This window comes from Microbacterium sp. PAMC21962 (assembly GCF_019443465.1).
Taxonomy (GTDB): domain Bacteria; phylum Actinomycetota; class Actinomycetes; order Actinomycetales; family Microbacteriaceae; genus Microbacterium; species Microbacterium hominis.
Genome location: NZ_CP080381.1, coordinates 462406 through 486905 on the forward strand (window position 1 = coordinate 462406; position 24500 = coordinate 486905).

Consider the following 24500-nt stretch of genomic DNA (forward strand, 5'->3'; position numbering starts at 1 on the left):
TGTATGTCATGACACCGCACCGCAACTCATGTACCGAGGAGGACCCGAAATGAGCATGTCGACCACCGCAGAGCCCGACGTCCTCGAGTACCGACTGAGCGCAACGGACCGTTGCGACTCGTGTGGTGCGCAGGCCTACATCGCCGCCGAGGTGAACGGCAGCGAGCTGCTGTTCTGCGCGCACCACGGACGCAAGTACGAGGAGAAGCTGCGGGCCGTCGCCACGTCGTGGCACGACGAGACCGCGCGCCTCGCCGAGGCGCGCTGAGCCTCACGCAGGCCCCCACGTAGACTGAGGGGAACCCCGTTCCCGCTCGTCCCTGGGAGGACTCTGCCATGGCATCTCGAGGCCTTCCGCTGTTCCACCGCTTCGCGGTCCTCGTCGAACGCGCCCGCGGGCTCGACGTCGCCTCGCTGACGGAGCGGGCGCGGTTCACCGCGAACGTCCACGGCAAGAGCTATCCGCTCGTGCTGGTGGACATGCTCTGGTCGGCGGCGCGCCACCGCGTCGGGTTCAACGACTACATGGAGTTCGACTTCGCGATCCTCACGCGGGCCGAGCGCGCCACCTGGGTCACGAGTCCCCTCGCCCTCGAGCTGTCCAACCGCTACGACGATCCCGCCCAGGTCCACCGGTTCCACCACAAGGTGGACTTCAACCGCGACTTCGATCGTTTCCTCGGGCGTGAGTGGCTCGAGCTCGTACCGGACAACGTCGAGGAACTGCGTGCCTTCGCGCAGCGGCATCCGGTCTTCATCGCCAAGGTCCCCGTCAGCAAGTCCGGGCTCGGCGTGCGCCGCTACGACGCCGCCGAGGTGACGGACTGGGAGGCGTTCCACGCGGAGCTGAGGAACAAGGGCGAGGTGCTCATCGAGGAGCGCATCGTCCAGCATCCGGATCTCGAGGCGATCGCCCCCGGAACCGCCAACACGACGCGGGTGACCACGTTCGTCAAGGACGACGGCACGGTCGAGATCATCAACATGGCCCAGAAGTTCGGGCGGGGCCAGGTGAGCGACCAGGCGTCGTTCGGCGGCTTCTACACCGCGCTGCACGAGGACGGGCGCGCGATGGGCATGGGCTACTCCACGTCGGGCGAGCTGTTCGAGACCCACCCCGACACGGGGTTTCGCATCGCGGACTATCGACTGCCGATGATCGACGAGGTGCGCGCCCTCATCTCGGACGTCGCGCTCGTCATCCCCGAGGTGCGCTACGTCGGCTGGGACATCGTCGTGACGCCGACCGGTCCCGTGCTGGTCGAGGGCAACTGGGGCGCGGGCGTCTTCGAGAACAAGCCGTCGGCCACCGGCATCCGGCACGGGCACCTGCCGCGCTATCGCGCCGCGATGGGGTTCTGAGCGCACGCGGCAAGACACTCCCTCGACGCGAGAGAACGCCGGCGCTCCCGAATCGGAGGCGCCGGCGTTCTCGCGTCGTGGGGCTCAGACGGTGCGGATGATTCCCAGCGGAGTCGACTCGTGGCCTTGCCCGAGCGGGTTGTCGGCCAGGATGCGCACGAGCCGGCGCTCCCCCGCCTTGTCGAGCGTCGAGCCGAGGATGTTGCCGCCGATGTCGTTGATGTCGACGACGGCGACCTCCACCTGCCCGCCGAGGAGCGTCCGCAGTCGCGTCGCGACCTCGGCCGGCTTGGTCGGTCCGAGCACGACCGCACGGTTGTAGGGCGGGATCGTGCCGTTCGTGGGCCCGTCGATCGCGCGCGCCTTGTCACCGGCGATGCGGTAGAAGTCGCCCCGTCGCCCGAAAAGCTTCGTGACGGCGCTCACCGCGGCCGCGAACAGGATGCGCACGGTGCCGCATTCGCGCAGCGCCATCTCCATGGTCTCGGGCATGCCGAGGCCGATGCCGTACGAGGTCTTGGTGACGTACTTCGAGAGGAAGCGCGCGAGGGCACGCGACTGGATCTCGTCGAGGGTGTAGGAGCGGCCCTGCGTGATCGCGACGATCTTCTCGGTCACGAAGAGGAGGTCCCCCTCCGTCACCTCGGCCGCGGCGTACTCCGTCACGAACGCGTCCAGGTCGTCGCCGGGCATGACGACGCGCGTGCGGATCGGGATCCGCGCGAACGTCGTCCCCTCGACGGTGACGGTGAGCACCTTGCCGTCGTTGGGAACGTCGGCGCTCATTCGAGATAGTCCCGCAGCGATTGCGACCGCGACGGGTGGCGGAGCTTGGCCATCGTCTTCGACTCGATCTGGCGGATGCGTTCGCGGGTGACCCCGAACGTGTCGCCGATCTGGTCGAGCGTCTTCGGCTGCCCGTCGCCGAGACCGAAACGCATGCGGATCACGCCCGCCTCGCGCTCGCTCAGCGAGTCGAGCAGCGACTCGAGCTGACGCTGCAGCATCGTGAACCCGACGGCATCCGCGGGCACGACGGCCTCGGTGTCCTCGATCAGGTCACCGAACTCGCTGTCGCCGTCCTCTCCGAGCGGGGTGTGCAGCGAGATCGGCTCGCGGCCGTACTTCTGCACCTCGATGACCTTCTCGGGGGTCATGTCGAGCTCGCGCGACAGCTCCTCGGGCGTGGGCTCGCGTCCCAGATCCTGGAGCATCTGGCGCTGCACGCGGGCGAGCTTGTTGATGACCTCGACCATGTGCACGGGGATGCGGATGGTGCGCGCCTGGTCCGCCATGGCGCGGGTGATGGCCTGGCGGATCCACCACGTCGCGTACGTCGAGAACTTGAAGCCCTTGGTGTAGTCGAACTTCTCGACCGCGCGGATGAGACCGAGGTTGCCCTCCTGGATCAGATCCAGGAACTGCATGCCGCGGCCCGTGTAGCGCTTGGCCAGCGAGACGACGAGGCGCAGGTTGGCGCCGAGCAGGTGGCTCTTGGCGCGCTGTCCGTCGCGGGCGACCCACTGGAGGTCGAGGCCGAGCTGGCTCGACTTCTCGGCGGCCGACATGTGCGACAGCTTCTCCTCGGCGAACAGACCCGCCTCGATGCGCATCGCGAGCTCGACCTCTTCGGCCGCGTTCAGCAGCGGCACCTTGCCGATCTGCTTCAGGTAGTCCTTGACCGGGTCGGCGGTCGCGCCGGTGATCTGCGTCGAGTAGACCGGGACATCGTCCTCGTCGCTCGACGAGATGACGATCGCGCCGGTCGGCAGCGGCTCGGAGAAGGCCGGCTTGGTCGCGCCGTCCTCTTCCTCGTCGTCGTCCTCGCCGTCGCCCTTCTTGGCGGCCGCGGCCACGGGAGCGTCTTCCGCGTCGTCGTCCGTCGCCTCGTCGGCGGTGTCGTCGATGTCGGCCTCATCGAGCTCGACGTCGTCGTCCAGCTCCTCGTCGTCGTCCGACGTGGCCTTCTTCGCAGCCGTCTTGGGGGCGGCCTTCGCCTTCGCCGGCGCCTTGGCAGGAGCCTTCTTGGCCGCCGGCTTCTTCGTGGCCTGTTCCGTGGTGGACTCCGTGGCTTCCTCCTCCTCGACCTTGCGGGAGCGGGTGGTCTTCGTGCCTGAGGTCACGTCTTGCCTTTCACCGACGGGAGCGCCGGGTTTTCGGACAGGAGTAAGACCCTTGTCAAGTCCGCAGCCGCTTCCAGGGGAAACGGCCTTCGGTCGACAACGGGTCAGGGATCCATTGTCGCATACATCATCGGATCCACCGTGCGCAACAGTCGATCAGGATCCCCACAGCATCCACAACGTCGTGGGACGGGCGGGCATTCCCCTCAGCGCCGGCCGCGCCGGTCGTCGCCGCGCCATTCGTCGCCCTTGCGGTCCTCGCCGCGGCGGTCGTCGTCGCGGCGGTGGTCATCGGTGCGACGATCGGCGAGGAAGCGCTCGAGCTCGGCGGCGAGCTCATCGGCGCTGGGCAGATCTCCGGTGTGGATGATCGGCTGGCCCAGGTTGGAGCCGGCCATGTAGGAGTCGTACCGCTCCTCGAGAGTGCGCAGCATCGCGGTCAGCTCGGGATTGCCCTCGACCTGGTCGTCGACCTTCGAGACGTACTCCCGGTTCTCCTCGCGCACGCCGTCCGCGTCGAAGACGAGGCCCGTCGCGACCGACAGGCTGTCGAGACCGGCCAACGCCGCGGCGGGATAGTCGGTGTCGGCGAGGTAGTGCGGCACGAGGAGCACGAACCCTGAGACGGAGGCGCCGCTCTGCGCGAAGCGGTGCTCGAGCAGATGTCCCACGGTCGCCGGCACCTGCGTGTGCGGCTGCCACACGGAGTGCGCCTGCGTCAGATCGCTGCGGGTGCCGCTGACGGTCGTTCCGATGGGGCGCGTGTGGGGCACCGGCATCGGGATGGCGTGGACCCAGGTCACCGAGGACACCTGAAGGCCCTCGGCGAGCCCGATGACCGTCTCCGCGAACGACTCCCAGGCGAAATCGGGCTCGTACCCGGCGAGGAGCACGAACGGCTGGCCGATCGCGTCGTGCGCGAGCGACAGCTCCAGCCGCGGAGGGCGGTAGTCCGAGAGATGGTCGGCGTCGAAGGTGATCGTGGGGCGCCGCGCACGGTAGTCGAGGAGCACGTCGGCCGAGAAGGTCACCAGCGGCGCCGGATCCAGGTCCTCGCGGAAGATGTCGACCATCTGCGAGACCGCACCGCCGGCATCCGTGAATCCGGTCAGCACGATCACCATCGGGATGCCCGCGGGCACGGGTGGGGCCGACGCGACGCGCTCGTAGAGGGGACCGCTCAAGGGCATGGTTCCACTGTACGAGCCCCCGCCGCGTGCGGCGCCGCGTGCCGCTGACAGCGAACACGACGCGCGGGCGGCGCGCCGGTGGGGGGCGGGCGCACGCCACAGCGGCGAACGGCAAACCTAGGATGGAGGTCATGGCGTTTCCCGAGCTGTCGTACACCACCGACCCTCTGCGCGGGATCGAGGCGGATGCCCTCGTCCTGGCCCTGCCGCCTCTCGAGGAGGTCGCCGACGAGCTGGGGCACTGGCCCGGCCTGTCCGACGCTCTCGAGGCGGTCGGCTTCACGGGCGCTCCGGGCGGGGCGATCCGCGTCGCGGTGGCCGACTCCACCCGCCTCCCCCTGATCGTCGTCGGAACAGGTTCGCGCCCCGGGGCGTCGGCGCTGCGCGACGCGGTCGGCGCCGCGATCCGCACCACGGCGGGCTTCGACACCATCGCGATCGAGGCCGTGGGCGCGGATGCCGACGGCTGGCGCGGTGCGGCGGAGGGCGCCGTCCTCGGCGGCTACCGGTTCGACGGATACAAGACCACCGCGGCGCCGGCTCGTGCCCGTCGCGTCATCCTGCGGGCGGACCACGCGCCGTCGGAGTCGGAGCTCGAACGCGTCCGCGCCGTCGGTGCGGCGGCCGCGCTGGTCAAGGACCTCGTGCACACCCCCGCCGAATGGCTCGGCCCCCAGGATGTCGCGGACGCCGCCGTGGACGTCCTGCGTGACCTCCCCGTCGAGGTCGAGGTGCTCGACGAGACGCAGCTGGCCGACGGCGGATACGGCGGAATCCTCGGCGTGGGCCAGGGGTCGGATCGCCCCCCGCGACTCGTGCGGGTGGACTACCACCCGGCCGACGCCCTTCGGCATGTCGCGCTCGTCGGCAAGGGCATCACCTTCGACACGGGCGGCCTGTCGTTGAAGCCCGCGGCCGGCATGGTCGGTATGAAGTACGACATGTGCGGTGCGGCGACGGTGCTCGCCGTCGTACGCGCGGCGGCGCAGCTGCGGCTGCCGGTGCGCGTGTCGGCATGGCTGTGTCTCGCCGACAACATGCCCTCCGGCCGCGCGATCCGCCCCGGCGACGTGCTGCGCATCCTCGGCGGGACGACCGTCGAGGTGCTGAACACCGACGCGGAGGGGCGACTGGTGCTGGCCGACGGTCTGGTGGCGGCGAGCCGCACCCGCCCCGACGTCCTCATCGACGTCGCGACGCTGACCGGTGCGATCTCGGTCGCGCTCGGATCGCGGCACACCGGGGTCATGGGAAGCGAGGACGCGGTCGCGGAGTATCTCGAGGCCGCCGCATCCGTCGACGAGCCCGCGTGGCCGCTGCCGCTTCCCGCCCACATGGAGGAAGAGCTCGACTCCCCCATCGCCGACCTCGTCAACGCGAAGATCGGCGACCCCACCGGGGGTTCGCTGTTCGCGGGACTGTTCCTCCAGCGATTCGTCGGACGCACGTCCGATGCCGAGGACGCGCCCCGCATCCCCTGGGTGCACCTGGACATCGCCGGCAGCGGATCCACGAAATCCGCCACCGGTGCCACGGACAAAGGTCCGACCGCGGCGACCATCCGTTCGCTGCTCGCATTCGTCGAAGGAGACGCACGATGACCGAACACCGCGCCGACCTGGTGGTCCTCGGCGGAGGCTCCGCCGGCTACGCCGCCGCCCTGCGAGCGGCCGAGCTCGGCCGTTCGGTGGTGCTCGTGGAGAAGGACAAGCTCGGCGGGACCTGCCTGCACCGCGGCTGCATCCCGACGAAGGCGATCCTGCACGCGGCGGAAGTCGCCGACAGCGTGCGCGACGCCGCCCAGGTGGGCGTGCGCGCCTCGTTCGAGGGCATCGACGCGGCCGCCGTCACGGCGTTCCGCGAGGGCATCGTCGCCAAGAAGTACAAGGGTCTCGAGGGTCTCGTGAAGGCGCGCGGGATCACGGTCGTCGCCGGAGCCGGACGGCTCGCGGTGGATGCCGACGGGCCGGCGATCGCCGTCGGCGAGGACCTCTATCGCGGCACCGACGTGCTGCTCGCGACCGGTTCCTACACGCGCACGCTCCCGGGGATCCAGATCGGCGGGCGCATCCTCTCGAGCGAGGAGGCCCTCGCCCTGACCGAGGTGCCGGCATCCGTCATCGTCCTCGGAGGCGGCGTGATCGGCGTCGAGTTCGCGAGCGCCTGGCGCTCGATGGGGGCCGAGGTCACGATCGTCGAGGCCCTCGATCACCTGGTCCCCGCGGAGGACGTCTCCTCGAGCAAGGCGCTGGAACGTGCCTTCCGCAAGCGGGGCATCACGGCACGGCTCGGGTCGCGCTTCGCGTCGGTGACGCCCACGGATGCCGCGGTCACGCTCGTTCTCGAGGACGGCAGCGAGCTGTCGGCCGAGTACCTGCTGGTCGCCGTCGGGCGCGGCCCGGCGACGGCCGACCTGGGATTCGAGGAGGCCGGCGTCGGCATCGAGCGCGGCTTCGTCGTCGTCGATGACCGCCTGCGCACGAGCGTGGCCCACGTGTGGGCGGCGGGCGACATCGTCCCCGGCCTGCAGCTGGCCCACCGCGGGTTCCAGCAGGGGATCTTCGTCGCGGAGGAGATCGTCGGGCTCTCCCCCATCGCGGTGCCCGAGCACACGATCCCGCGCGTGACCTACTCCCACCCGGAGGTCGCGTCGGTGGGCATCACGGAAGCCGCAGCGCGCGCGGCCCACGGCGACGCCGTCGTCGCGTACGAGTACAACCTCGCCGGCAACGGACGCAGCGAGATCATCGGCACGGGCGGCATCGTCAAGGTCGTGCGGGTCGCCGACGGCCCCGTCGTCGGGGTCCACCTGGTCGGGGATCGGGTCGGCGAGCTCATCACCGAGGGTCAGCTGGCCGTCGGCTGGGAGGCCCATCCCGAGGACATCGCCCCCTACATCCACGCCCATCCCACGCAGAGCGAGGCCCTCGGAGAGGCCTTCCTCGCCCTGGCGGGCAAGCCGCTGCACGCCATCTGAGCCCCATCCGCCACCCCAACCCGCGTCCGACGCCCGGGCCGCTGTGCGGTCGCAAGGGTCACTAAGCTAGTTGTCGGACATCGAACTTCTGAAGGAGACACAGTCATGAGCACATCCGTGGTCCTCCCCGCGCTCGGAGAGAGCGTCACCGAGGGAACGGTCACCCGTTGGCTCAAGAAGGTCGGTGACACGATCCAGGCCGACGAAGGGCTGCTCGAGATCTCGACCGACAAGGTCGACACGGAGATCCCCTCCCCCGTCAGCGGTGTGATCGAGGAGATCCTCGTGGCCGAGGACGAGACCGTCGAGGTCGGCGCCGTCCTGGCGAAGATCGGCGACGGCTCCGCCGCCCCGGCCTCCGACGACGCGCCCGCCGCCGCGCAGAGCGCGCCCGAGCCCGCGCCCGCCGTGCCCGCACAGAGCGAAGCGCCCGCCGCGCCCGCGCCGGCCGAGGCGCCCGCCGCCTCCGGCGACGCGAAGGACGTGGTCCTGCCCGAGCTGGGCGAGAGCGTCACCGAGGGCACCGTCACGCGCTGGCTGAAGCAGGTCGGCGACGACGTGGCGGTCGACGAGCCGCTGCTGGAGATCTCGACCGACAAGGTCGACACCGAGATCCCCTCGCCCGTGGCCGGCACGCTGCAGGAGATCCTCGTCTCCGAGGACGAGACGGTCGCCGTCGGCGCCACGCTCGCCCGCATCGGCTCCGGGGCGCCCGCCCCGGCCGCCGCGGCGCCCGCTCCCGAGCCCGCTGCACCGGCTGCGGCGCCCGCCCCGGCTGCTGCTCCCGCTCCGGCTGCCGCGCCCGCCCCGGCTGCCGCTCCCGCCGCGCCGGCCGCTCCTGCACCGGCTGCCGCTCCTGCACCGGCTGCCGCTCCGGCCCCCGCCGCCGCGGCGACGGACGACGACGTCGCGACCTATGTGACGCCGCTGGTCCGACGCCTCGCGCAGCAGCAGGGCGTCGACCTCGCCTCCGTCGTCGGCACCGGGGTCGGTGGACGCATCCGCAAGGAGGACGTCCTCAAGGCCGCCGAGGCCGCCCAGAGCGCCCCGGCCGCGCCCGCTGCGGCTCCCGCCGCCGCGGCGCCCGCGCCTCTGGAGGTGTCGCCGCTGCGCGGCACCACGCAGCCGATGTCGCGCCTGCGCAAGGTCCTCGCCGAGCGCGCCGTCGCATCCATGCAGCAGACGGCTCAGCTGACGACCGTCGTCAAGGTCGACGTGACCAAGGTCGCGGCGTACCGGGCCGCGGTCCAGAAGGACTTCGTCGCCAAGACGGGCGGCAAGCTGTCGTTCCTGCCGTTCTTCGTGCTCGCCGCCGCCGAGGCGCTGCAGGCGTTCCCGGTCATCAACGCGACCGTCGACGGCACCGACATCGTGTACCCGGCGACCGAGAACATCTCGATCGCGGTGGACACCGAGCGCGGTCTGCTCACCCCGGTGGTGCGCGATGCGGGCGGCAAGACGCTCGCCGGCATCTCCTCGGAGATCGCCGACCTGGCGGCGCGGACGCGCGACAACAAGCTGAAGCCCGACGAGCTCGCCGGTGGCACGTTCACCGTGACGAACACGGGTTCGCGCGGCGCGCTATTCGACACTCCGGTGGTGTTCCTTCCGCAGTCCGCGATCCTCGGTACGGGTGCGGTCGTCAAGGAGCCCGGCATCGTGAAGGTCGACGGCGTCGAGGCGATCGCGGTCCGCTCCTACGTGTACCTCGCGCTGTCCTACGACCACCGCATCATCGACGGCGCCGACGCGGCGCGCTTCCTGGGCGCGGTCAAGACGCGCCTCGAGGACGCGCAGTTCGAGAGCACGCTCGGCATCTGATTCGGGCGCCCCGCTCACCCGGGTCGTCCTCATGGCTGGTCCGCGACGTCGTACACGTCGCGGACCAGCCATTTTCCGTCGGTGCTGACGAGGACGACCACCTGCGGCTCCCGCCTGTCGGCGCTGACGCGGTAGACCGCGACGCCGCCGTACTCGTCCAGCACGTCGATGCGACGCGCGGCAGCGGCGTCGGTCGCGACCCCGACCGGCATCGAGGCGGTCGGATCCTCCAGGACGCCGTCGCACACGCCGCCGGCGACGCACGCGGCGAGCTCCGACAGCAGGCCGTCGACCTGTGCGCGCTCGTCTGCGGCGTCCACGCCCGCTCCCGCGGTCGGGGCGGCCCGCGGTGCCGTCGCCGTCGCCGTCGGGGAGGGCGTGCTCGCCCCCTCGGAGGCGGAGCGGTGCGCGCCCGTGGAGGCGGTGCCGATCGCCGCCGACGGCGAGTCGTCGACGGGCCACGCCACGCCGACGCCGACCACGACCAGGGCGATGGCCGCGGCGACGAGCGCGGGAGCGCGGTGACGGTGCGAGCGCCGCGCCGGCGACGCCGCGGCGCTCGGAACCGCCGGCTCACCGCCGCGGGCGTGCCGACGCGGCGTCACCTGCGCGCGTCCGCGGATCTCGCGCAACCGCGAGATCGACGAGGCGGTCGCACGGATCGCCTCATGCGCACGCTCGACGAGGTGATGATCGAACAGCGCGCCGGCCCCTCCGGCGAAGCGTGCCGTGCCGGTCACGGGGCTGTCGTCCGCGATCTGCACCGTCGCCGCGCGCCGCGGGCGCGACGTCGCGTCCTCCCGTCGCTCGTCGCCGATCAGCGATGAGGGCTCCGCCGCCGAGAACAGGGCTTGCTCCACGCGCTCGTGCCGACGCGGAGTGATCTCGTCGGCGGACACGAGCTCGATCGCTTCCGCGAGCGCGGCACCGAGTGCGCCGCGAGAGCCTCGAGAGCCGCGAGAGTCGTCGGACAGCAGTTCCAGCATCCGCACCGTCTCCTGCCGCCACGGCGCGGAGCCGTCCGCGGCCAGGACGGGGCGACCATCGGCATCCACCCACCATGATCCCGTCGAGATGCCGCAGCGCAGGGCCTCGGCGGCGCCGCGCAGCATGCTGATCGCCGCGGTGACCACGGCTCCGGGCGACAGCGGCGCACCGGCGGCGATGACCGTCGTCAGGCGCTGCGCGCAGTGCGGCAGCAGCGCCACATGGCCGTCGGCGGAGCGCGCGACATCCACCGGCGCCAGCACGTGTTCGTCGCCGCGCGCCCGCCACACGGCGTCCGGAAGCTCATCGGCGGGCACCCACACCGTCGGCGGGTCTCCGGCCCGCAGGACGCCGGGGAACGGCGATTCGTCCGCGCGCAGCCTCCGCAGCATCGGCGGCGGGGCGAGCGGAGAGGCGTCGAACGTCATGCTCCGAGCGTCGTGGAGCGGCCTGGCGCGCTGACCCCGCCGCCCCTCATCTGTGGACGATGCGGGAGATCCGACGGCTGGGGAGGAGGTGCGTGGGCAGGCGTAGGCCCGCGCGTGCGGGCTGCCCCGCGACGGTAGGCTGTGTGCCATGGCATCCCGCAGTACCGCTCCCGAGAAGGGCCCCGGCTTCTTCTCCCAGCTCCGCTCCCTGTACACCTTCACGAAGGCCGAGTTCTCGTGGCTTCCGTGGGTTCTGGCGGCGGTCGTCGTCGTGGGCATCGGCATCGGCGTACTCGTGGGCTTCCTGATCCCGCCCACCGCGATCTGGAGCATCATCCTCTGGGGCGTCACCGGTCTGCTGTTCGGTCTGCTCGGCGCCATGATCGTGCTCACGCGCCTGTCGACGCGTGCGATGTACATCAAGCTCGACGGGATGCCGGGCGCCGCCGGGCACGTGCTCTCCACCTCGCTCGGGCGCAGCTGGGTCGCCTCCGACATGCCCGTCGGCGTCAACCCCAAGACGCAGGACGCCGTCTACCGCGTCATCGGACGCGGCGGCGTGGTCATCGTCGGAGAAGGTGCCCGTGGGCGCCTGACGCGGCTCGTCAACGACGAGAAGATGAAGGTGCAGCGCGTGGCATCGGGAGTGCCGATCAACGTGCTCTACATCGGTCACGGCGAGGGCGACATCCCGATCTCCAAGCTCTCGGCCACGATCAAGTCGTTCCCGAAGAAGGTCGACCGCGCGACGATGGCGGCCGTCGTCAAGCGCGTGGACTCCGTCTCGCAGTCGGTGACGTCGTTGCCGATCCCCAAGGGCATCGACCCGATGCGCGCCCGCGCCCCGCGCCCGCGGTGACCGTCACCCTCTGACGAGAACGGTCCCTGCGGCCTTGTCGTGCTGTCCCCGCTGATCCGCATCCCAGATCACGGCGGGGATGACCAGCGCCAGCAGCAACGTCCGCACGAGCGGCCGCCACAGCCCCGTCCACCCGCCCCCGACACGGATCACCCTCATGCCGAGCAGCCGGTGCCCCGGACTGCCGCCCAGGGTGGGGATGAACAGGATCTGCACCGCGAGGAAGATGATGTTCGACGCCACCGGGTTGGCGTTGCGGAAGCCGGTGACCTCGTCGATGGTCGGGAAGAACGCGTACGCGATGAGGGTCGCCGTGGCCAGATCGATCGCCAGGGCGCCGATGCGGCGCCCGATCCGGGCGATGCTTCCCGCGCCGGTCTGCGGCAGCCCGAGCCGCTCGCCGGGATAGCTGTCGTCGGAATGTCCCGTATTCTCAGTCGTACCGGCTGTCACCGGCTCAGCTTATCCGCGCCGCCGTAACATCCCCGAAACACAGGGGATACTGCCGGGCAACCGGTCCTCGATAGCGTCGAGGAGAGCCTGATCCCGTTCAGGCGTGTTTCACACCCGATCTTGGAGACTCCATGTTCAAAGATTCATCCGAGGTTCTGAAGTTCATCAAGGACGAGGACGTCAAGTTCCTCGACATCCGTTTCACGGATCTGCCTGGTGTGCAGCAGCACTTCAACATCCCTGCCTCGACCGTCGACGAGGAGTTCTTCACGGTCGGTCAGCTCTTCGACGGCTCGTCGATCCGCGGTTTCGCGAACATCCACGAGTCCGACATGCAGCTCATCCCCGATGTCTCGACCGCCTACATCGATCCGTTCCGCGAGGCGAAGACGCTCATCATGCTCTTCGACATCTACAACCCGCGCAACGGCGAGATCTACAGCAAGGACCCGCGTCAGGTCGCCAAGAAGGCGGAGAAGTACCTCGCCTCCACCGGCATCGCCGACACGGCCTTCTTCGCCCCCGAGGCGGAGTTCTACATCTTCGACGACGTGCGCTACGAGGTGAAGCAGAACGCTTCCTTCTACAGCGTCGACTCCGAAGAGGGCGCCTGGAACACCGGTCGCGCCGAAGAGGGCGGCAACCTCGCCAACAAGACGGCGTACAAGGGCGGCTACTTCCCCGTCTCCCCCGTCGACAAGACGGCCGACCTCCGCGACGACATCAGCCTGCACCTCATCGACTCGGGCCTCATCCTCGAGCGCGCTCACCACGAGGTGGGCACCGGCGGCCAGCAGGAGATCAACTACCGCTTCGACACCATGGTGCACGCGGCCGACGACATCCTGAAGTTCAAGTACATCGTCAAGAACGTCGCCGAGCAGTGGGGCAAGGTCGCGACCTTCATGCCGAAGCCGCTCTTCGGCGACAACGGCTCGGGCATGCACACGCACCAGTCGCTGTGGCTCGAGGGCAAGCCGCTCTTTTACGACGAGAAGGGCTACGGCGGCCTGTCCGACCTCGCCCGCTGGTACATCGGCGGTCTGCTGGCGCACGCGCCGGCCGTGCTCGCCTTCACCAACCCGACGCTCAACTCCTACAAGCGTCTCGTCAAGGGCTACGAGGCCCCGGTCAACCTGGTCTACTCGGCCGGCAACCGCTCGGCCGCGATCCGCATCCCGATCACGGGCAGCAACCCCAAGGCCAAGCGCATCGAGTTCCGCGCGCCCGACGCCTCGGGTAACCCGTACCTCGCGTTCGCCGCGCAGATGATGGCGGGCCTCGACGGCATCAAGAACCGCATCGAGCCGCACGAGCCGGTCGACAAGGACCTCTACGAGCTGCCGCCCGAGGAGGCCAAGAACATCCCGCAGGTGCCGAACTCGCTGCTCGACTCGCTCGAGGCGCTCCGCGCAGACCACGAGTTCCTCCTCGCCGGCGGTGTGTTCACGCCCGAGCTCATCGAGACCTGGATCGAGTACAAGATCGAGAACGAGATCAAGCCGCTCGCCGCGCGCCCGCACCCGTTCGAGTACGAGCTGTACTTCGGCGTCTAGCGAGAAGTCGCATGATTCCGGGCCGAGTCGGGCGTCTGGTCCGCATTTAGTCCGCAGAATCTTCGGGAGAGCCCCCAGAGTCCGCACTCCGGGGGCTCTTCCGCACTATGATCACAAGTGAGGAACAGCTCCTCACGATCAGCCGGTACCAAGGCAAGGAAACTAAGGTTGAGCCATGACACCGACGACACGAGCAACTATGAGGGGTCTTTCCCACGGGACGTTCGTGGGTCTGACGGGGAACCGAGCACGTCTGTCGCAAATGGTGGAGACGTTGAACGGTCCGAAGTCGACGCGCTCGAAGCCGAGCTCGAAGAAGAGCTCGAACGAGGGAACCCGCTAAACGCTGTAGCCAGCTTCAAGGGCCCGTTGCCCCCAGCGAGCATTCTCCGCGGTTACGAGGAACTCGTCCCTGGAAGCGCGGGGAACATAATCAATGCCTACGTCGGCAACCAGAATGCTAGGTCAGGGGCACTTACTCGGCTAACTCGAGCCGAGTCCTTTGGCGTGATCGTCGGGACGATCGGCGCTCAGCTTGTCGCCGTTGGCGGGCTCGCCGCCGGCACGACGCTCATCATTCTTGGGTTCTCCGCGGAGTCGTTGTTCGGATTCGTGCCTGCGGCTCTGAGTAGCGTCGCGCTAGTTGTGTCCGCTGTCAGAGGGAACCGCGGGGACTGACTCTCGCGCGCCCAAGACGGCGGCGACGGCGGCGCGCGAGGTGTCGTCAGTGTCGGGCCACAGGTGCCCGTACGTCCGGAGCGTGACAACCGGAGAGGCGTGGCGCATCCGCGTCTGCACGACCTTGATGTCGAGGCCCGCAGCGATTAGGAGTGACGCGAAGTAGTGCCGCAGGTCGTGGATGCGGAACCCTTCGGGCAGGCCCTTCACGCTCCCGCGCGTGTCCGCCCAGACCCGGTTGAGTTGCCAGGCGGTGACCCCGCGGCCGAAGACGCCAGGCACGATCATCCGCGCGCCCGCGTCCGCCTGCAGCATCGCCGTGAGCTCCGCGGGGATCGGGATCGTCCCGGCAGATGCGTCTGACTTCAGATCCTCGTCGTGATGCTGAGCGGACACCGTGATCGAGTGCCCGCCCCAGTCGATGTCATCTCGGGTCAGAGCGGCCATCTCCCCCGCCCTGAGGCCCGCGAACGCACCGAGGAGCACCACCGACCGGTATTCCTTCGGCAGGGCGTCGTACAGCGCCCACACCTGCTCCGTCGTCGCGACGTAGGGCCGCTGCTGCGGTGTCGGTGGTGACGTGCGCCGCGACACCGGGTTCTTCACGAGGATGCCGTCGTGCACCGCATCCTCGAGCACCTGATGCAGGCGCCTGTGGATCGAGTACACGTATGAGCGGGCGTACTTCTGCGACAGCTCCGCCATCCACTCCTTCACGTCCGACGCACGGATCGTCCGCAGCTGTCGGGTCTCGAACTTCGCCCGGATGAGCTTCACATGCACGGACGCGGACTTCACCGTCCCCGACTTGTTGACCGCGTAGCCGGCCTCCCACTTAGTGAGCCACTCCCCGACAGTCATCTTCGATGTAGCCGGGTCCACCCACGTCCCGGCCTTCATCGCCGCGTTGGCCTCGTCGAGCCATGCTTGAGCGTCGCGCTTCAGCTTGGCGTGCTTCGCGTACTCCCGACCGTCAGGGCCCCTGTATCGGGCGCGCCAGGAGCCATCAGGCCTCTGCTTGACGCTCGCCATAGTTGATCGCGTTGAAGCGGTTAAACCACGAGTCGAAAGTCAGCTCTGAGCGCCTCTCAAACCTCGCCTCAAGCGCAGCCACCTCTGCTTCGGACGCATCCCCAGCCTCGCGCCGATAAGCCGCAACAACATCCTCTGGATTCACGTTGAGCCATGACTTACCAAGCCCGACGAGGCCGTTGGTCAGGTCCTCATCCTTGACCTCGTCAAGCGCGAAAGCGAGGCCCATTCGCGCCTCCTGGTACTGCTCAATTAGCTCGAGAAGCGCGTCGTGGAGCTTTGCGGCCCGCATGCCGGCGCTCATCGCATCAGAGGCGGCATTGGACGACACCAATAGCCATGCGTTCGACTTCCCCAGGGCAACACCCAATGCTTGCGCTTCTACCAAGCGGAGCGGGCGTTCTCCTTTCTCGATGGACCAAACGGTCGCTTGAGACCACTTGAACCCCAGCTCGCGCATCGCAGCGGCGAGGTCCTTCTGGCTCACCGTGCCGCGCAGAGCCGCGAGGTTTCGTCCCACCTGTTCATCGCTCAGCATGGTCTAGAGCATAGTCGTGATCCACTCGGACTCCTAGTGCACGCGCAGTTCTAGTTGCGCTCGACCAGATTTTCTGATGTAATCCGTAACTAGCGCTCCAAGTTGCGAGCGACTAGATTCCAAGGAGGGGACATGACCGTCACCACTCACGCGGCGCAGCCGGACATCCTGTTCGTCTCGGAGGTGGCAGAGCGCCTGCGCCGCTCGGTCGACAGCATTCGGTGGCTCATCAACACGAAGCAGCTCAAGGCAGCGAAGCTCGGCGGGCGTGTCGTCGTGCGGCGCAGCGACCTCGAGAAGTTCATCAACGACGCATTCGCGGATGTCGGCTGATGCCGAAGGACCCGACCGCCAACGCTGCGATCAGGAGCATCGAGACCGCTGACAGGCCCGCGGCGCTTGTCTTTCGCGGCGCAACCTCCGAACGTGTCTGGCTCGACCGAGCCACCGCCCGAACTCTTGCGGGGATAATCCATGTCCGCCGCGACCCTGCCGGCGAACTCCACGGCCGCATCAAAGAAGAAGCCGCCGCCCTGTTGCACCAGGACGACGGCGAAGTCACCTCGAAAGGCAACCAATCATGACCATCATAGCCGTACCTACCCCAAACATCACCCCACTCATCAACATCGCCAGCGAGATCCGGGACCTCGAAGCGAGACGCTCGCGCTTGCTCGCCCAGCTCGTCGCCGACTGCGAGTTCATGGACACGCCCATCCATCGTCTCGACTACTTCGACGTCGACGACCGCGAGACCGCGAGCACCGGCGACGTGTTCCATGTCGTCGAATGCGTCCGCGAGTCGGGCGACGACGAATGGGTTGACCTCCACGCTCACCCCGCAGCGAACTGCGCCCGCGAGTGGTGCAAGCCGGATGCGACGGTCAAGTTCCCGAAGTACTCGCATGTCGGGTCGCGCTCCTTCTGGACCCGTCAACCCGACCACATCCTTGCCGGCGTTGAGCAGGAATCGCGAGAGAGCCTCCTCGGCAAGGGCCGCTCGGGCGACGTCTACACGTTCGTGCCTGTCTCGATCGAGCGTGCCCGATGAGCATCGTGAATGCGCGTTTCGCGGGCGGGCCTATCACCATCGACCAAGGGCACGCGACCTATGACGCCGCGACGAAGCTCGTCACGATCGACGCCCCCGGATGGGAGACGGCGCTGTTCCCACACGAGGCTCGCGCGCTCGCCGCCGCACTCGTTGACGCTGCCGTGAAGGCGGAGAAGCTGACCGCGCGCATCCGACGCCGACCAGAAGTAGATGACCATCTCCGTGAGCTTGACGACTGAAGGTCAGGGCCGTCCCTACGGGGGCGGCCCTACCCATATGGAAGGAGGTGCCCTTTGAGTATGGACGCATACCGCTGGGCGCTCACCTGGAACGGGCTCACCTCGCCGGAGAAGTTCGTGCTCGTCATGATCGCGGACCACTACAACGATCGAGTTCACCGATCCTGGCCGAGCATCGAACGCCTCGCGAACGAGACAGCACTCCATCGCACGACCGTCATGCGCGCGATCAAGAAGCTCGAGGGACACGGCCTCGTCGAGGTCGAGCCGTGGACGAAAGCAGACGCCGGCGGGGCCCTCAACAACCGCTACTGCCTGCCGATGTACGACCCGCAGTCTCAGCGAGCTCAGCGCCTCCCAGTCATCGCTTACGCCCAGTTCAACGAAGACGGTGTGGTCGAGTACGACACCTTCCCACATCAGTTCCGTCACGGCGAGGAGGTACCCGGCTATGCGGCCTAGTAGCGGAGAGCGACATGTGCATGTGGATAACACCGTCGACCGCCCGCTCTCAGGCGCCGACCACAAGTCTCGCTCCGCTACGGGGGGTAGTCGCAGAGCGCTACGGGGGGTAGTCGCAGAGCGCTACGGGGGTAGTAGCAGAGCGCGACCCTATCCCTTACTAGATCCCTTAGCTGAACCCTCATCTCATCCCGCATCGTCGGCGACGGCCGACGGGGAGCAGAGGAGCGACGCAGCATGACCGTCTGGGCCGAACAGCCACACGACAACGGTTCCGCCGTCTGGGGATGCACCACCTGCGAGCACGGCGCCTGGTGCTCCGACCACACCACCGCCCGCCTCGAAGCCCGCATCCACGCCCGCAGCCACGGCGGCACCACCGTCAACGTCATCCGCGCCCACCGAGGCCCCACCGCCGACCAGAACCGAGACAACCGCATCCGAACACTCCGCACCGCAGGGCACAGCATCAGACAGATCGCCGAAGTCGTGGGGCTCTCCAACGCCGGAGTCACCAAATCCCTCGCCCGCACCAGGACCGACACATGACCGCCAAGCACCGCGACTCCGAATGGCGACGCACCACCCGCATCATCCGCGCTCAGGTTAGCCAGGCATGGGCACGAGGTGAGGACGTCGCCTGCTGGCGCCACGGAGACCTCATCCCCGAAGGCTCCAGCTACGACGTCGGGCACATCTCGCTCCACGGCGGCAACACCATCGACAACGCCGCACCCGAATGCCGACACGGCAACCGCAGCCACGGCGGAAAGATCGGCGCCCGCATCACCAACCAGCGCAGACGCGCCCGAACGACAGGACTGGTCACACCACCATGGGCATGACGAAGGAACCGAAGGCGGGAAGCCCCGCCCTCGAGATCGCCTACTTGGCGCTCGCCATCGCGTCCACCATCGCGACCATCACCGGGCTGCCGTTCGGCTCACCCACGTTCGCGATGGCCGCACTCGGCATCGGGATGATCCACCACGAAGGACGGCGAACCCGCGTCTTTTTGGCGCGAGTCGCTCGGCTCCCCGCCTACGGCTCAACACGCGCCCCTCTCCCTGTCGATCGGGCTCGGGAGGTGTCGTGACGAGCGGCGGCGTTCTGGTCGCGCCCACGGGCGTCGTGCCGTCGGTGGCGGACCTTCAGGACGAGGCGACGTGGCTCGAGTGGCGTTCGCGCATCCCGGTGGCGGCGCACGTGACGGAACTCGTCACGACCGACCAGACGAGGGCGGAGTTCTTGGAGGGTGCTCGTCTTCTGCGGATGGACGTGCGACGTCGGGGTGGGGATGGCTTTTCGGGGCCGTCGCCTATCCAGTTGGTCATCGCGGACATGCTGAATGCCGGTAAGAAGTTCAACGGCATCATGGAGCCGCGACGCACGACGAAGACCACTGCAGTCCAGGCCGTGATCCTGGGGCGCTGCAGCCTGCGCGAGGACTACCTCGTCGGTTGGACGTTGGCCAAGAAGGACGGCGGGCAGAAGACCGGCGAGCGGTTCCGCAAGGACATCGTCACGCACGTTGAGCGCCTGTACCCGGACCCGAAGACGCGCCCGTTCATCATCAACACGGGCAAGGGCACCGAGCACATCCGCTGGCCGAACGGCTCGTACTTCAACGCGTACGCGCCGGGGAACGAGGCGTTCACGTCCGGCGCGTACGACGTCGCCTGGGTCGACGAGGCGCAGGACGCGACGCCGGAGATGGCCGAGGACATGATGACCTCGATACCCCCGACGCTCGATGGTCGGTTCCTGCCGCAGATGATCGCGTCGGGTACAGCGCCCGACTTCCAGCAGGGAAACCTGCTGTGGAAGCTGCTGACCATGCCCGGTGCCGGCGTGGTCCGGCATGGCATCCCCGAGGACACCGACCCCGCGGAGCTCGAGGCGTGGGAGCCGGATGAGGAGCACCCGCACGCCCGTGTGCGTGAGCTGATCGAACTGAACCATCCGGGCATTGGCTACACGACTCCCCTGTCTGACGTGCTCGACAACTTCCACGCGATGTCGTCGAAGGCGTTCCAGCGTGAGTACCTGTCGCTTCCCGGCGAGGAGGGGTCGGCGACGGCGCTGATCAAGCAACCGCTGTGGACGAAGACGCGAACCGAGAAGGCGTTCCCGAAGTCGATGCCGTCGGTTGTGGCTCTCGCGATCGCTATCCATCCAGACGGCAAGTGGGCATCTCTCGCCGCAGCTTGGCACGGGACGAAGGGACGCCGGCACGTGGCACTGCTGCACCACCAGGAAGGCGTCGACGGGTTCGGCAAGAATGTACTTCTCCGGGCTCGGAAGCTGAACCGTCGCGTGATCTTCGATCCGGGCCGCCCGGTCGAGAACGTCGAGATCGCGCCGCTCGTCGCTGGCCGCCCGCCGATGCGCACCCGCCCGCTGGCACGGATGGAGATACCTCGGTCGGCGGTGCTGTTCATGCGGTTCCTCAACGCCGGCGACCTCGTCACCTACCACGGGCAAGACCCGCTCGACGACGCCGCGGAGATCGTTGTGCGCCGCGCGTTCGGCCAGACCGGGGCGTGGGCGTTCGGCAGGCCGGACGAGAAGACCCGGCCCGACGACGACATCACACCGATCGAGGCAGTCGCTCGCGCCCTCTACGCGCTCGACGACGAGAAGGGCCCCGGCGGTGTCCCGGAGTTGGTAGGCGTCTAGCACACTCCCGGGTGGTAACCGTTAACGCTCAGAGGCCCGTCACCGTGGAGACATGGCGGGATTCTGGGCATGGCTGATGGGGGACGTCTCCCCCACCTCCGCCAGCGGCGCGCCCGCGCTCGCCGCCCCCGGCTCTGGCGACAGCCTGCAACAGGCGATCGTCGGCGACATCCTCGGGACTCTTCCGGAGGAACTCGTCACCCGCGTGACCGCCGCTCGCGTCCCTGAGCTGAAGCGGGCGTTGAAGGGGCACCAGGCGCTCGTGTCGCCGCTGCGCTTTGAGAAGTTCGAGAACGACACCAAGGCCGACCCCCAGCCGTACTGGGTGGGCTCCTGCAACTACCCCGGCATGTCCCGCCACATCGCCATCAAGAAGCTCGTCGAAGAACTGTTCTGGGAAGGCTTCGCCGTCCTTGGGTGCCGTCTCGCGACTGATGACACGGTGTGGGATTGGGTACCCGTGCCCCGGCATCTGTGGTCGATGGACCCGTCGACGCAGCGCGTTACCCTGCACGACTCAATCCCGGCCGAGTACCGGATGCGCGTCGTGCTCGTCCCGCTCGGCGCGAACGGTGTCATGGCCGACGGGATCGACTCGATCCGTCAGGCACGCAAGCTCGAAAAGGCCCGACAGACCCGCCTCGACGCCCCGCCCGCCGCGACAGAACTGCACATCACCGACCCCGCCTTCGACCAGATGAAGCGTAAGGAGAAGGAGACACTCGCGACCTCCTACGTCGAGACCCGTGCGAAGCACTCCGTCTCCGTCACGCCGAGCTACATCGAGGTCAAGGAGCGCGGCGTGTCCGGGCAACTCGACCTGTTCGAGGACGCGAAGAACTCTCTACGTCTCGAACTCGCGATGCACGGCGGCGTGCCGGCGTCGTTCGTCGAGGGCGGCAAGGAAGGCAGCGACCTCTCCTACTCGAACGAGCAGGACCGCCAGTCCGAGATGTGGACGTACGGGTCCGCCGAGTACGCCTACGCGATCGCCGCCGCACTTTCCGGCGACGACGTCGTCGGCCCCAATGCCGAGGTCCGCGCCGACCTGTCGCACTTCTCCGTACCCGCTCCCACATCCATCGACCCGGAGGCCGGCGACGCCTCCCAGGAGACAGCATGACCAACACGACCGAAGCGGGCCTGTTCTCCCGCGTCGCAGGGACCCGCGAGATCGAGGGTCTGCTGCTCCCGTTCGGCGAGCTCTCCCGCCCGAACCTCTCCGGAACCGAGCCGGTCATGTTCAGCGCTTCCGCCGTCGCGCTCCCCCGTGACCCGTCGATCGTCACCCTGAACGATGAGCACGACCGGTTCAACCCGCTCGGCCGCGGCGTGCAGTTCACCATGACCGAGGCCGGCGTCGTAGGCCGGTTCGCGATCGCCAACACCGATGAGGGCGACGCGTTCCTCGCCTCCTACGGTGACGGCACAGGCAAGCGCAAGCTGTCCGCCGAACTTGGCTCTCTCGTGCGCAACGGCATCAACGCCGTCCGCTCCCGCCTCACCGGGGCGGCTGTCTGCGCCGAGGGTGCGTTCGAGTCCGCCGCCCTGTTCTCCCTCGCTCCCGGTCAGAACGTCGAGTTCACCACCGAAGTGCCGGCCAGCGACGAGTACTCCGCACCAGACCGCGACAACAGTTCGCGCACGGTGTCGGAGTTCACCGACTCCGAGGGCGTCCGCTGGCGGCGCATCGAGGAGTACTCCAGCAAGTCCACCGTCGAGAAGATCACCGACGCCGAAACCCCGGCCGAGGACAACACCACCAGCTCCGAGGAGGAGACCATGACCGCAGCTGCCGCTCCCGCGGAGCCTCAGACCCCGGCCGCACCGGCCCTGTTCAGCGGAGCACCCGCACCCGCCGCCGACCCCGCCGACGTCGACATGAACGCGTTCTTCTCCGCCTTCCACGCGATGAAGACCGCCCGCTCGGTCGACACAGAGAACGCGCTCATGGCGCTCGCCGACATCAAGACCACCGATCCCGGCGCGTCCGGGCTCGGAGCCGGCCTCGCGCCGAAGGCCTGGGTCGGGCGCCTGTGGCAGGGCAAGCGGTACGTCCGCAAGTTCATCGACCTCGCCACGCACGTCTACGGTCCGATCGACATCAACGGCCGCGAGGGCTACCGCCTGAACGACACCGACGGCTTGGTCAAGAAGCGCACCACGGGCGAGAAGACCGAGCTGCCGACCGGTTCCGCGACGAGCGACAAGCGCAGCTCCACCCGCGACAGCTACGGTTACGCCGCCGACGTCGCGCAGGAGTGGAACTACCTCTCCGGCGGAGCGGACGTCATGCAGCAGTTCTGGCAGGGCGTCGCCGACAGCTACGCGAAGGTCACCGACGTGGACGCCCGCGACACCCTCATCCGCGTGGCCATGAACCGCGACGGCGCGGCCCTGTCCGCCCTCGTGGCTCCCGAGTCGCTGCCTGCCGGCACGCCCGCCAACTCCGCGTACTACCCCGGTGTGGTGCAGCTGATCCAGGCGATCGAAGCGATCAGCGACGCGGACGATGACCCGGCCTGGGCCATCGTCAACCCGGTGCTGTGGAAGCAGCTCATCTACACGCCGAAGGATCTGCTGCCCGAGTTCATCTCCCTCGCCGTCACGCCCGGCTCTGGCCAGGCGTCGGTCGAGGGGAAGGTCGTGGTCAAGAAGGCCCCGCAGTCCGCCTTCCCCGGCACGAAAGCGACCGACCCCCAGGTGGCGGCTGGGTCGAAGGCGGCGGTCGAGTTCAAGGAGCTCGGTGAGACCCCGATCCAGATCGACGCCGTCGAGGTCGCGAAGTTCGGTCTCGACCGCTCCATCGTCGGATTCCTGGAGACGTTCATCGTCCGTCCGGAGTCCACGGTCTTCATCGGCACCAAGCCCTGACCATGGCCATCTGGTTCACCGCAGACTACCTCGAGCGCGCGCACGGAGCATTACCCGAGCTCCCCGTCGAGAACGAAGATCTCGCGGGGATGCTCCTGGACGTCGCGCGCGAGCAGGTCCTCGAGTACGCGGCGGACGATGAACCTGGCGTGCAGGTCACGGATCTGCTGCACAACCTCGGGGTCGAGGACGCGAAGATCGCTCAGGTGATCACGCTCCTCGACTTTGAGGCCAGCACCCCCGGCGTACCGACCCGGTACGTGTACGCGCAGCTCATGCAGGCGAAGAACCTCTGGCTCGCAGGTAAGGGCGAGGACGGTCCCGAGGGGTTCACGTTCTCCCCGCGACCGCTGTCGAAGGACATTCAGCGGGTCATCCGCCCGACCTCCGGAGTCGCCAGTGTTTTCTGACCCCGCCACCATCCGCACCGATCTGCGCGACCGTCTCAAACCGCTGTTGCCGGCGAACTGGCGGATCATCAACAACCTGTCCGAAGCGATCGACACGGTCGTCACGGTCCTGTACTTCGAGTTCACCGAGGTCAGCTCGTCCGTCAACGGGACGGCGCTGGACCGGTTCACCGTCGCCCCGAAGTTCGACCTCGTCGTCGCCTCCGCCGGGGCCGGCGACGAGGACGGGGCGGACGCCGACCTCGTCACCCTCGCACACGCTCTGCAGCAGTGCGACGACATCTATTGGGACACCGCGAAGAAAGAACGCCTCAGCACCGGGGCGCTCGCCTGGCGGTTCCCCCTGACCCTGCTCTCAACCATCGAGGAGTGACCATGGCCGACGCACCCAACGTCGCAACGTACAACAAGTCCGGCACGATCAAGATCGGCGCGGACAACTACACCAAGGGCGTCGACTCTTTCGCGCTCGTGCCCACCACCCCGACCGCGCAGCACACCGACATCGGCGGCGGTGTCCAGTCCGTCGTCGGAACCCCGACCTGGGTGTGTCAGATGTCGTTCGCGCAAGACTGGGCCTCCGAAGGCTCCCTCTCGCAGAAGAGCATCGAGTGGGCCGGGCAGACCAAGACGATCGAGTTCACCCCGCAGACTGGCGCGGAGGTCGTGACCGTCGAGGTCGTGTTCCAGCCGTCGCAGATCGGTGGCGCGGCGGGCGGCATCAACAAGGCCACCCTGAACCTCGGCGTCAACGGGCAGCCCGACTTCGGAGCCTGAC

Annotated in this window: 29 protein-coding genes; 22 read left to right on the forward strand and 7 right to left on the reverse strand. The window is 68.4% G+C overall.

Translation table 11 applies throughout. The features are described 5' to 3' along the window. The first annotated feature begins 49 nt into the window (after nucleotides 1-49). Nucleotides 50-268, forward strand: coding sequence for a hypothetical protein (locus KY498_RS02210; RefSeq protein ID WP_060959546.1), 219 nt, complete (start codon nucleotides 50-52; stop codon nucleotides 266-268). A 68-nt stretch (nucleotides 269-336) separates the two neighbouring features. Continuing rightward, the gene (locus KY498_RS02215) at nucleotides 337-1362 is read left to right on the forward strand and encodes a sugar-transfer associated ATP-grasp domain-containing protein (protein ID WP_191008590.1); all 1026 of its coding nucleotides are present in this window, start codon (nucleotides 337-339) and stop codon (nucleotides 1360-1362) included. 84 nt (nucleotides 1363-1446) lie between these two features. Here the strand turns inward: KY498_RS02215 and KY498_RS02220 are convergent, their stop codons facing one another. From KY498_RS02220 to KY498_RS02230, 3 genes are all read right to left on the reverse strand, one after another. Continuing rightward, the gene (locus KY498_RS02220; protein WP_191008589.1) at nucleotides 1447-2148 is read right to left on the reverse strand and encodes a coenzyme F420-0:L-glutamate ligase; all 702 of its coding nucleotides are present in this window, start codon (nucleotides 2146-2148) and stop codon (nucleotides 1447-1449) included. Beyond that, complete coding sequence (locus KY498_RS02225) at nucleotides 2145-3485, reverse strand: RNA polymerase sigma factor (protein ID WP_191008588.1); 1341 nt, start codon at nucleotides 3483-3485, stop codon at nucleotides 2145-2147. Before KY498_RS02225 ends, KY498_RS02220 begins: the two co-directional genes overlap by 4 nt. Before the next feature lie 206 nt (nucleotides 3486-3691). Then, nucleotides 3692-4675 (reverse strand): proteasome assembly chaperone family protein, encoded by a 984-nt coding sequence (locus tag KY498_RS02230; RefSeq protein ID WP_060959542.1) that lies wholly within the window; start codon nucleotides 4673-4675, stop codon nucleotides 3692-3694. Between the two features lie 131 nt (nucleotides 4676-4806). Here KY498_RS02230 and KY498_RS02235 point away from each other — a divergent pair, with 131 nt between their 5' ends. The 3 genes from KY498_RS02235 (at nucleotide 4807) to sucB (ending at nucleotide 9473) form a co-directional block, all read left to right on the forward strand. After that, nucleotides 4807-6276 (forward strand): leucyl aminopeptidase, encoded by a 1470-nt coding sequence (locus tag KY498_RS02235; RefSeq protein ID WP_061781760.1) that lies wholly within the window; start codon nucleotides 4807-4809, stop codon nucleotides 6274-6276. Continuing rightward, the gene (gene lpdA, locus KY498_RS02240) at nucleotides 6273-7652 is read left to right on the forward strand and encodes a dihydrolipoyl dehydrogenase (protein ID WP_191008587.1); all 1380 of its coding nucleotides are present in this window, start codon (nucleotides 6273-6275) and stop codon (nucleotides 7650-7652) included. Before KY498_RS02235 ends, lpdA begins: the two co-directional genes overlap by 4 nt. Nucleotides 7653-7757: 105 nt before the next feature. Next, entirely contained in the window at nucleotides 7758-9473 is a 1716-nt protein-coding gene (gene sucB / locus KY498_RS02245; RefSeq protein ID WP_191008586.1) for a 2-oxoglutarate dehydrogenase, E2 component, dihydrolipoamide succinyltransferase, read from the forward strand. Between the two features lie 29 nt (nucleotides 9474-9502). Here sucB and KY498_RS02250 read toward each other — a convergent pair whose 3' ends face one another. Continuing rightward, nucleotides 9503-10888: a hypothetical protein gene (locus KY498_RS02250; RefSeq protein ID WP_191009708.1), complete on the reverse strand. Its 1386-nt coding sequence runs from the start codon at nucleotides 10886-10888 to the stop codon at nucleotides 9503-9505. Between the two features lie 148 nt (nucleotides 10889-11036). Here KY498_RS02250 and KY498_RS02255 point away from each other — a divergent pair, with 148 nt between their 5' ends. Further along, a complete protein-coding gene (locus tag KY498_RS02255; protein WP_060958907.1) occupies nucleotides 11037-11747 on the forward strand; it encodes a DUF4191 domain-containing protein in 711 nt (236 codons plus the stop codon). A 3-nt stretch (nucleotides 11748-11750) separates the two neighbouring features. Here KY498_RS02255 and KY498_RS02260 read toward each other — a convergent pair whose 3' ends face one another. Next, nucleotides 11751-12200 carry an RDD family protein gene (locus KY498_RS02260; RefSeq protein WP_191008585.1) on the reverse strand — a complete coding sequence of 150 codons (450 nt, stop codon included), beginning with the start codon at nucleotides 12198-12200 and terminating at the stop codon, nucleotides 11751-11753. 131 nt (nucleotides 12201-12331) lie between these two features. On the opposite strand from KY498_RS02260, the gene glnA reads away from it, so the two are divergent. Beyond that, nucleotides 12332-13756: a type I glutamate--ammonia ligase gene (gene glnA, locus KY498_RS02265; RefSeq protein WP_060958909.1), complete on the forward strand. Its 1425-nt coding sequence runs from the start codon at nucleotides 12332-12334 to the stop codon at nucleotides 13754-13756. A 168-nt stretch (nucleotides 13757-13924) separates the two neighbouring features. After that, nucleotides 13925-14434: a hypothetical protein gene (locus KY498_RS02270; RefSeq protein WP_147424868.1), complete on the forward strand. Its 510-nt coding sequence runs from the start codon at nucleotides 13925-13927 to the stop codon at nucleotides 14432-14434. On the opposite strand, the gene KY498_RS02275 is transcribed toward KY498_RS02270, so the two are convergent. Then, a complete protein-coding gene (locus tag KY498_RS02275; RefSeq protein WP_258186428.1) occupies nucleotides 14396-15295 on the reverse strand; it encodes a site-specific integrase in 900 nt (299 codons plus the stop codon). The genes KY498_RS02270 and KY498_RS02275 overlap by 39 nt on opposite strands. Before the next feature lie 145 nt (nucleotides 15296-15440). Beyond that, nucleotides 15441-16004 carry a hypothetical protein gene (locus KY498_RS02280; protein WP_219879435.1) on the reverse strand — a complete coding sequence of 188 codons (564 nt, stop codon included), beginning with the start codon at nucleotides 16002-16004 and terminating at the stop codon, nucleotides 15441-15443. Between the two features lie 132 nt (nucleotides 16005-16136). Between KY498_RS02280 and KY498_RS02285 the strand changes: the two genes are divergently transcribed. The 14 genes from KY498_RS02285 (at nucleotide 16137) to KY498_RS02350 (ending at nucleotide 24499) form a co-directional block, all read left to right on the forward strand. Beyond that, nucleotides 16137-16337 (forward strand): helix-turn-helix domain-containing protein, encoded by a 201-nt coding sequence (locus KY498_RS02285; RefSeq protein WP_219879436.1) that lies wholly within the window; start codon nucleotides 16137-16139, stop codon nucleotides 16335-16337. Next, the gene (locus KY498_RS02290) at nucleotides 16337-16588 is read left to right on the forward strand and encodes a hypothetical protein (RefSeq protein WP_219879437.1); all 252 of its coding nucleotides are present in this window, start codon (nucleotides 16337-16339) and stop codon (nucleotides 16586-16588) included. The genes KY498_RS02285 and KY498_RS02290 overlap by 1 nt, the downstream gene beginning before the upstream one ends. After that, nucleotides 16585-17055, forward strand: coding sequence for a hypothetical protein (locus KY498_RS02295; RefSeq protein ID WP_219879438.1), 471 nt, complete (start codon nucleotides 16585-16587; stop codon nucleotides 17053-17055). The genes KY498_RS02290 and KY498_RS02295 overlap by 4 nt, the downstream gene beginning before the upstream one ends. Further along, entirely contained in the window at nucleotides 17052-17297 is a 246-nt protein-coding gene (locus tag KY498_RS02300; RefSeq protein ID WP_219879439.1) for a hypothetical protein, read from the forward strand. Before KY498_RS02295 ends, KY498_RS02300 begins: the two co-directional genes overlap by 4 nt. A 60-nt stretch (nucleotides 17298-17357) precedes the next feature. Then, the gene (locus KY498_RS02305; protein WP_258186447.1) at nucleotides 17358-17759 is read left to right on the forward strand and encodes a helix-turn-helix domain-containing protein; all 402 of its coding nucleotides are present in this window, start codon (nucleotides 17358-17360) and stop codon (nucleotides 17757-17759) included. 237 nt (nucleotides 17760-17996) lie between these two features. Then, nucleotides 17997-18308, forward strand: a complete 312-nt coding sequence (locus KY498_RS02310; protein WP_219879441.1) for a hypothetical protein — start codon at nucleotides 17997-17999, stop codon at nucleotides 18306-18308. After that, the gene (locus KY498_RS02315) at nucleotides 18305-18604 is read left to right on the forward strand and encodes a hypothetical protein (protein WP_219879442.1); all 300 of its coding nucleotides are present in this window, start codon (nucleotides 18305-18307) and stop codon (nucleotides 18602-18604) included. The genes KY498_RS02310 and KY498_RS02315 overlap by 4 nt, the downstream gene beginning before the upstream one ends. Next, nucleotides 18601-18855: a hypothetical protein gene (locus tag KY498_RS02320; RefSeq protein WP_147424888.1), complete on the forward strand. Its 255-nt coding sequence runs from the start codon at nucleotides 18601-18603 to the stop codon at nucleotides 18853-18855. The genes KY498_RS02315 and KY498_RS02320 overlap by 4 nt, the downstream gene beginning before the upstream one ends. Further along, a complete protein-coding gene (locus KY498_RS02325; protein WP_219879443.1) occupies nucleotides 18852-20438 on the forward strand; it encodes a hypothetical protein in 1587 nt (528 codons plus the stop codon). The genes KY498_RS02320 and KY498_RS02325 overlap by 4 nt, the downstream gene beginning before the upstream one ends. 52 nt (nucleotides 20439-20490) lie before the next feature. After that, a complete protein-coding gene (locus tag KY498_RS02330; protein ID WP_191008122.1) occupies nucleotides 20491-21561 on the forward strand; it encodes a hypothetical protein in 1071 nt (356 codons plus the stop codon). After that, entirely contained in the window at nucleotides 21558-23312 is a 1755-nt protein-coding gene (locus tag KY498_RS02335; protein WP_191008121.1) for a hypothetical protein, read from the forward strand. Before KY498_RS02330 ends, KY498_RS02335 begins: the two co-directional genes overlap by 4 nt. A gap of 2 nt (nucleotides 23313-23314) precedes the next feature. Next, nucleotides 23315-23722 carry a hypothetical protein gene (locus KY498_RS02340; RefSeq protein WP_016465181.1) on the forward strand — a complete coding sequence of 136 codons (408 nt, stop codon included), beginning with the start codon at nucleotides 23315-23317 and terminating at the stop codon, nucleotides 23720-23722. Next, entirely contained in the window at nucleotides 23712-24095 is a 384-nt protein-coding gene (locus KY498_RS02345; protein ID WP_016465180.1) for a hypothetical protein, read from the forward strand. The genes KY498_RS02340 and KY498_RS02345 overlap by 11 nt, the downstream gene beginning before the upstream one ends. 2 nt (nucleotides 24096-24097) lie before the next feature. Next, entirely contained in the window at nucleotides 24098-24499 is a 402-nt protein-coding gene (locus KY498_RS02350; RefSeq protein ID WP_016465179.1) for a hypothetical protein, read from the forward strand. Nucleotide 24500 lies beyond the last annotated feature (1 nt).

Excerpts from the sequence above, each read along its gene's own strand:
- KY498_RS02350 (WP_016465179.1), top strand. The coding sequence starts at position 24,098 with ATGGCCGACGCACCCAACGTCGCAACGTACAACAAGTCCGGCACGATC.
- KY498_RS02255 (WP_060958907.1), top strand. The coding sequence starts at position 11,037 with ATGGCATCCCGCAGTACCGCTCCCGAGAAGGGCCCCGGCTTCTTCTCC.
- KY498_RS02305 (WP_258186447.1), top strand. The coding sequence starts at position 17,358 with ATGGACGCATACCGCTGGGCGCTCACCTGGAACGGGCTCACCTCGCCG.
- KY498_RS02335 (WP_191008121.1), top strand. The coding sequence starts at position 21,558 with ATGACCAACACGACCGAAGCGGGCCTGTTCTCCCGCGTCGCAGGGACC.
- KY498_RS02285 (WP_219879436.1), top strand. The coding sequence starts at position 16,137 with ATGACCGTCACCACTCACGCGGCGCAGCCGGACATCCTGTTCGTCTCG.
- KY498_RS02320 (WP_147424888.1), top strand. The coding sequence starts at position 18,601 with ATGACGAAGGAACCGAAGGCGGGAAGCCCCGCCCTCGAGATCGCCTAC.
- KY498_RS02315 (WP_219879442.1), top strand. The coding sequence starts at position 18,305 with ATGACCGCCAAGCACCGCGACTCCGAATGGCGACGCACCACCCGCATC.
- KY498_RS02310 (WP_219879441.1), top strand. The coding sequence starts at position 17,997 with ATGACCGTCTGGGCCGAACAGCCACACGACAACGGTTCCGCCGTCTGG.
- KY498_RS02280 (WP_219879435.1), bottom strand. The coding sequence starts at position 16,004 with ATGCTGAGCGATGAACAGGTGGGACGAAACCTCGCGGCTCTGCGCGGC.
- sucB (WP_191008586.1), top strand. The coding sequence starts at position 7,758 with ATGAGCACATCCGTGGTCCTCCCCGCGCTCGGAGAGAGCGTCACCGAG.
- KY498_RS02290 (WP_219879437.1), top strand. The coding sequence starts at position 16,337 with ATGCCGAAGGACCCGACCGCCAACGCTGCGATCAGGAGCATCGAGACC.
- KY498_RS02230 (WP_060959542.1), bottom strand. The coding sequence starts at position 4,675 with ATGCCCTTGAGCGGTCCCCTCTACGAGCGCGTCGCGTCGGCCCCACCC.
- glnA (WP_060958909.1), top strand. The coding sequence starts at position 12,332 with ATGTTCAAAGATTCATCCGAGGTTCTGAAGTTCATCAAGGACGAGGAC.
- KY498_RS02235 (WP_061781760.1), top strand. The coding sequence starts at position 4,807 with ATGGCGTTTCCCGAGCTGTCGTACACCACCGACCCTCTGCGCGGGATC.
- KY498_RS02295 (WP_219879438.1), top strand. The coding sequence starts at position 16,585 with ATGACCATCATAGCCGTACCTACCCCAAACATCACCCCACTCATCAAC.
- KY498_RS02215 (WP_191008590.1), top strand. The coding sequence starts at position 337 with ATGGCATCTCGAGGCCTTCCGCTGTTCCACCGCTTCGCGGTCCTCGTC.
- KY498_RS02210 (WP_060959546.1), top strand. The coding sequence starts at position 50 with ATGAGCATGTCGACCACCGCAGAGCCCGACGTCCTCGAGTACCGACTG.
- lpdA (WP_191008587.1), top strand. The coding sequence starts at position 6,273 with ATGACCGAACACCGCGCCGACCTGGTGGTCCTCGGCGGAGGCTCCGCC.
- KY498_RS02330 (WP_191008122.1), top strand. The coding sequence starts at position 20,491 with ATGGCGGGATTCTGGGCATGGCTGATGGGGGACGTCTCCCCCACCTCC.
- KY498_RS02300 (WP_219879439.1), top strand. The coding sequence starts at position 17,052 with ATGAGCATCGTGAATGCGCGTTTCGCGGGCGGGCCTATCACCATCGAC.
- KY498_RS02220 (WP_191008589.1), bottom strand. The coding sequence starts at position 2,148 with ATGAGCGCCGACGTTCCCAACGACGGCAAGGTGCTCACCGTCACCGTC.
- KY498_RS02250 (WP_191009708.1), bottom strand. The coding sequence starts at position 10,888 with ATGACGTTCGACGCCTCTCCGCTCGCCCCGCCGCCGATGCTGCGGAGG.
- KY498_RS02340 (WP_016465181.1), top strand. The coding sequence starts at position 23,315 with ATGGCCATCTGGTTCACCGCAGACTACCTCGAGCGCGCGCACGGAGCA.
- KY498_RS02275 (WP_258186428.1), bottom strand. The coding sequence starts at position 15,295 with ATGACTGTCGGGGAGTGGCTCACTAAGTGGGAGGCCGGCTACGCGGTC.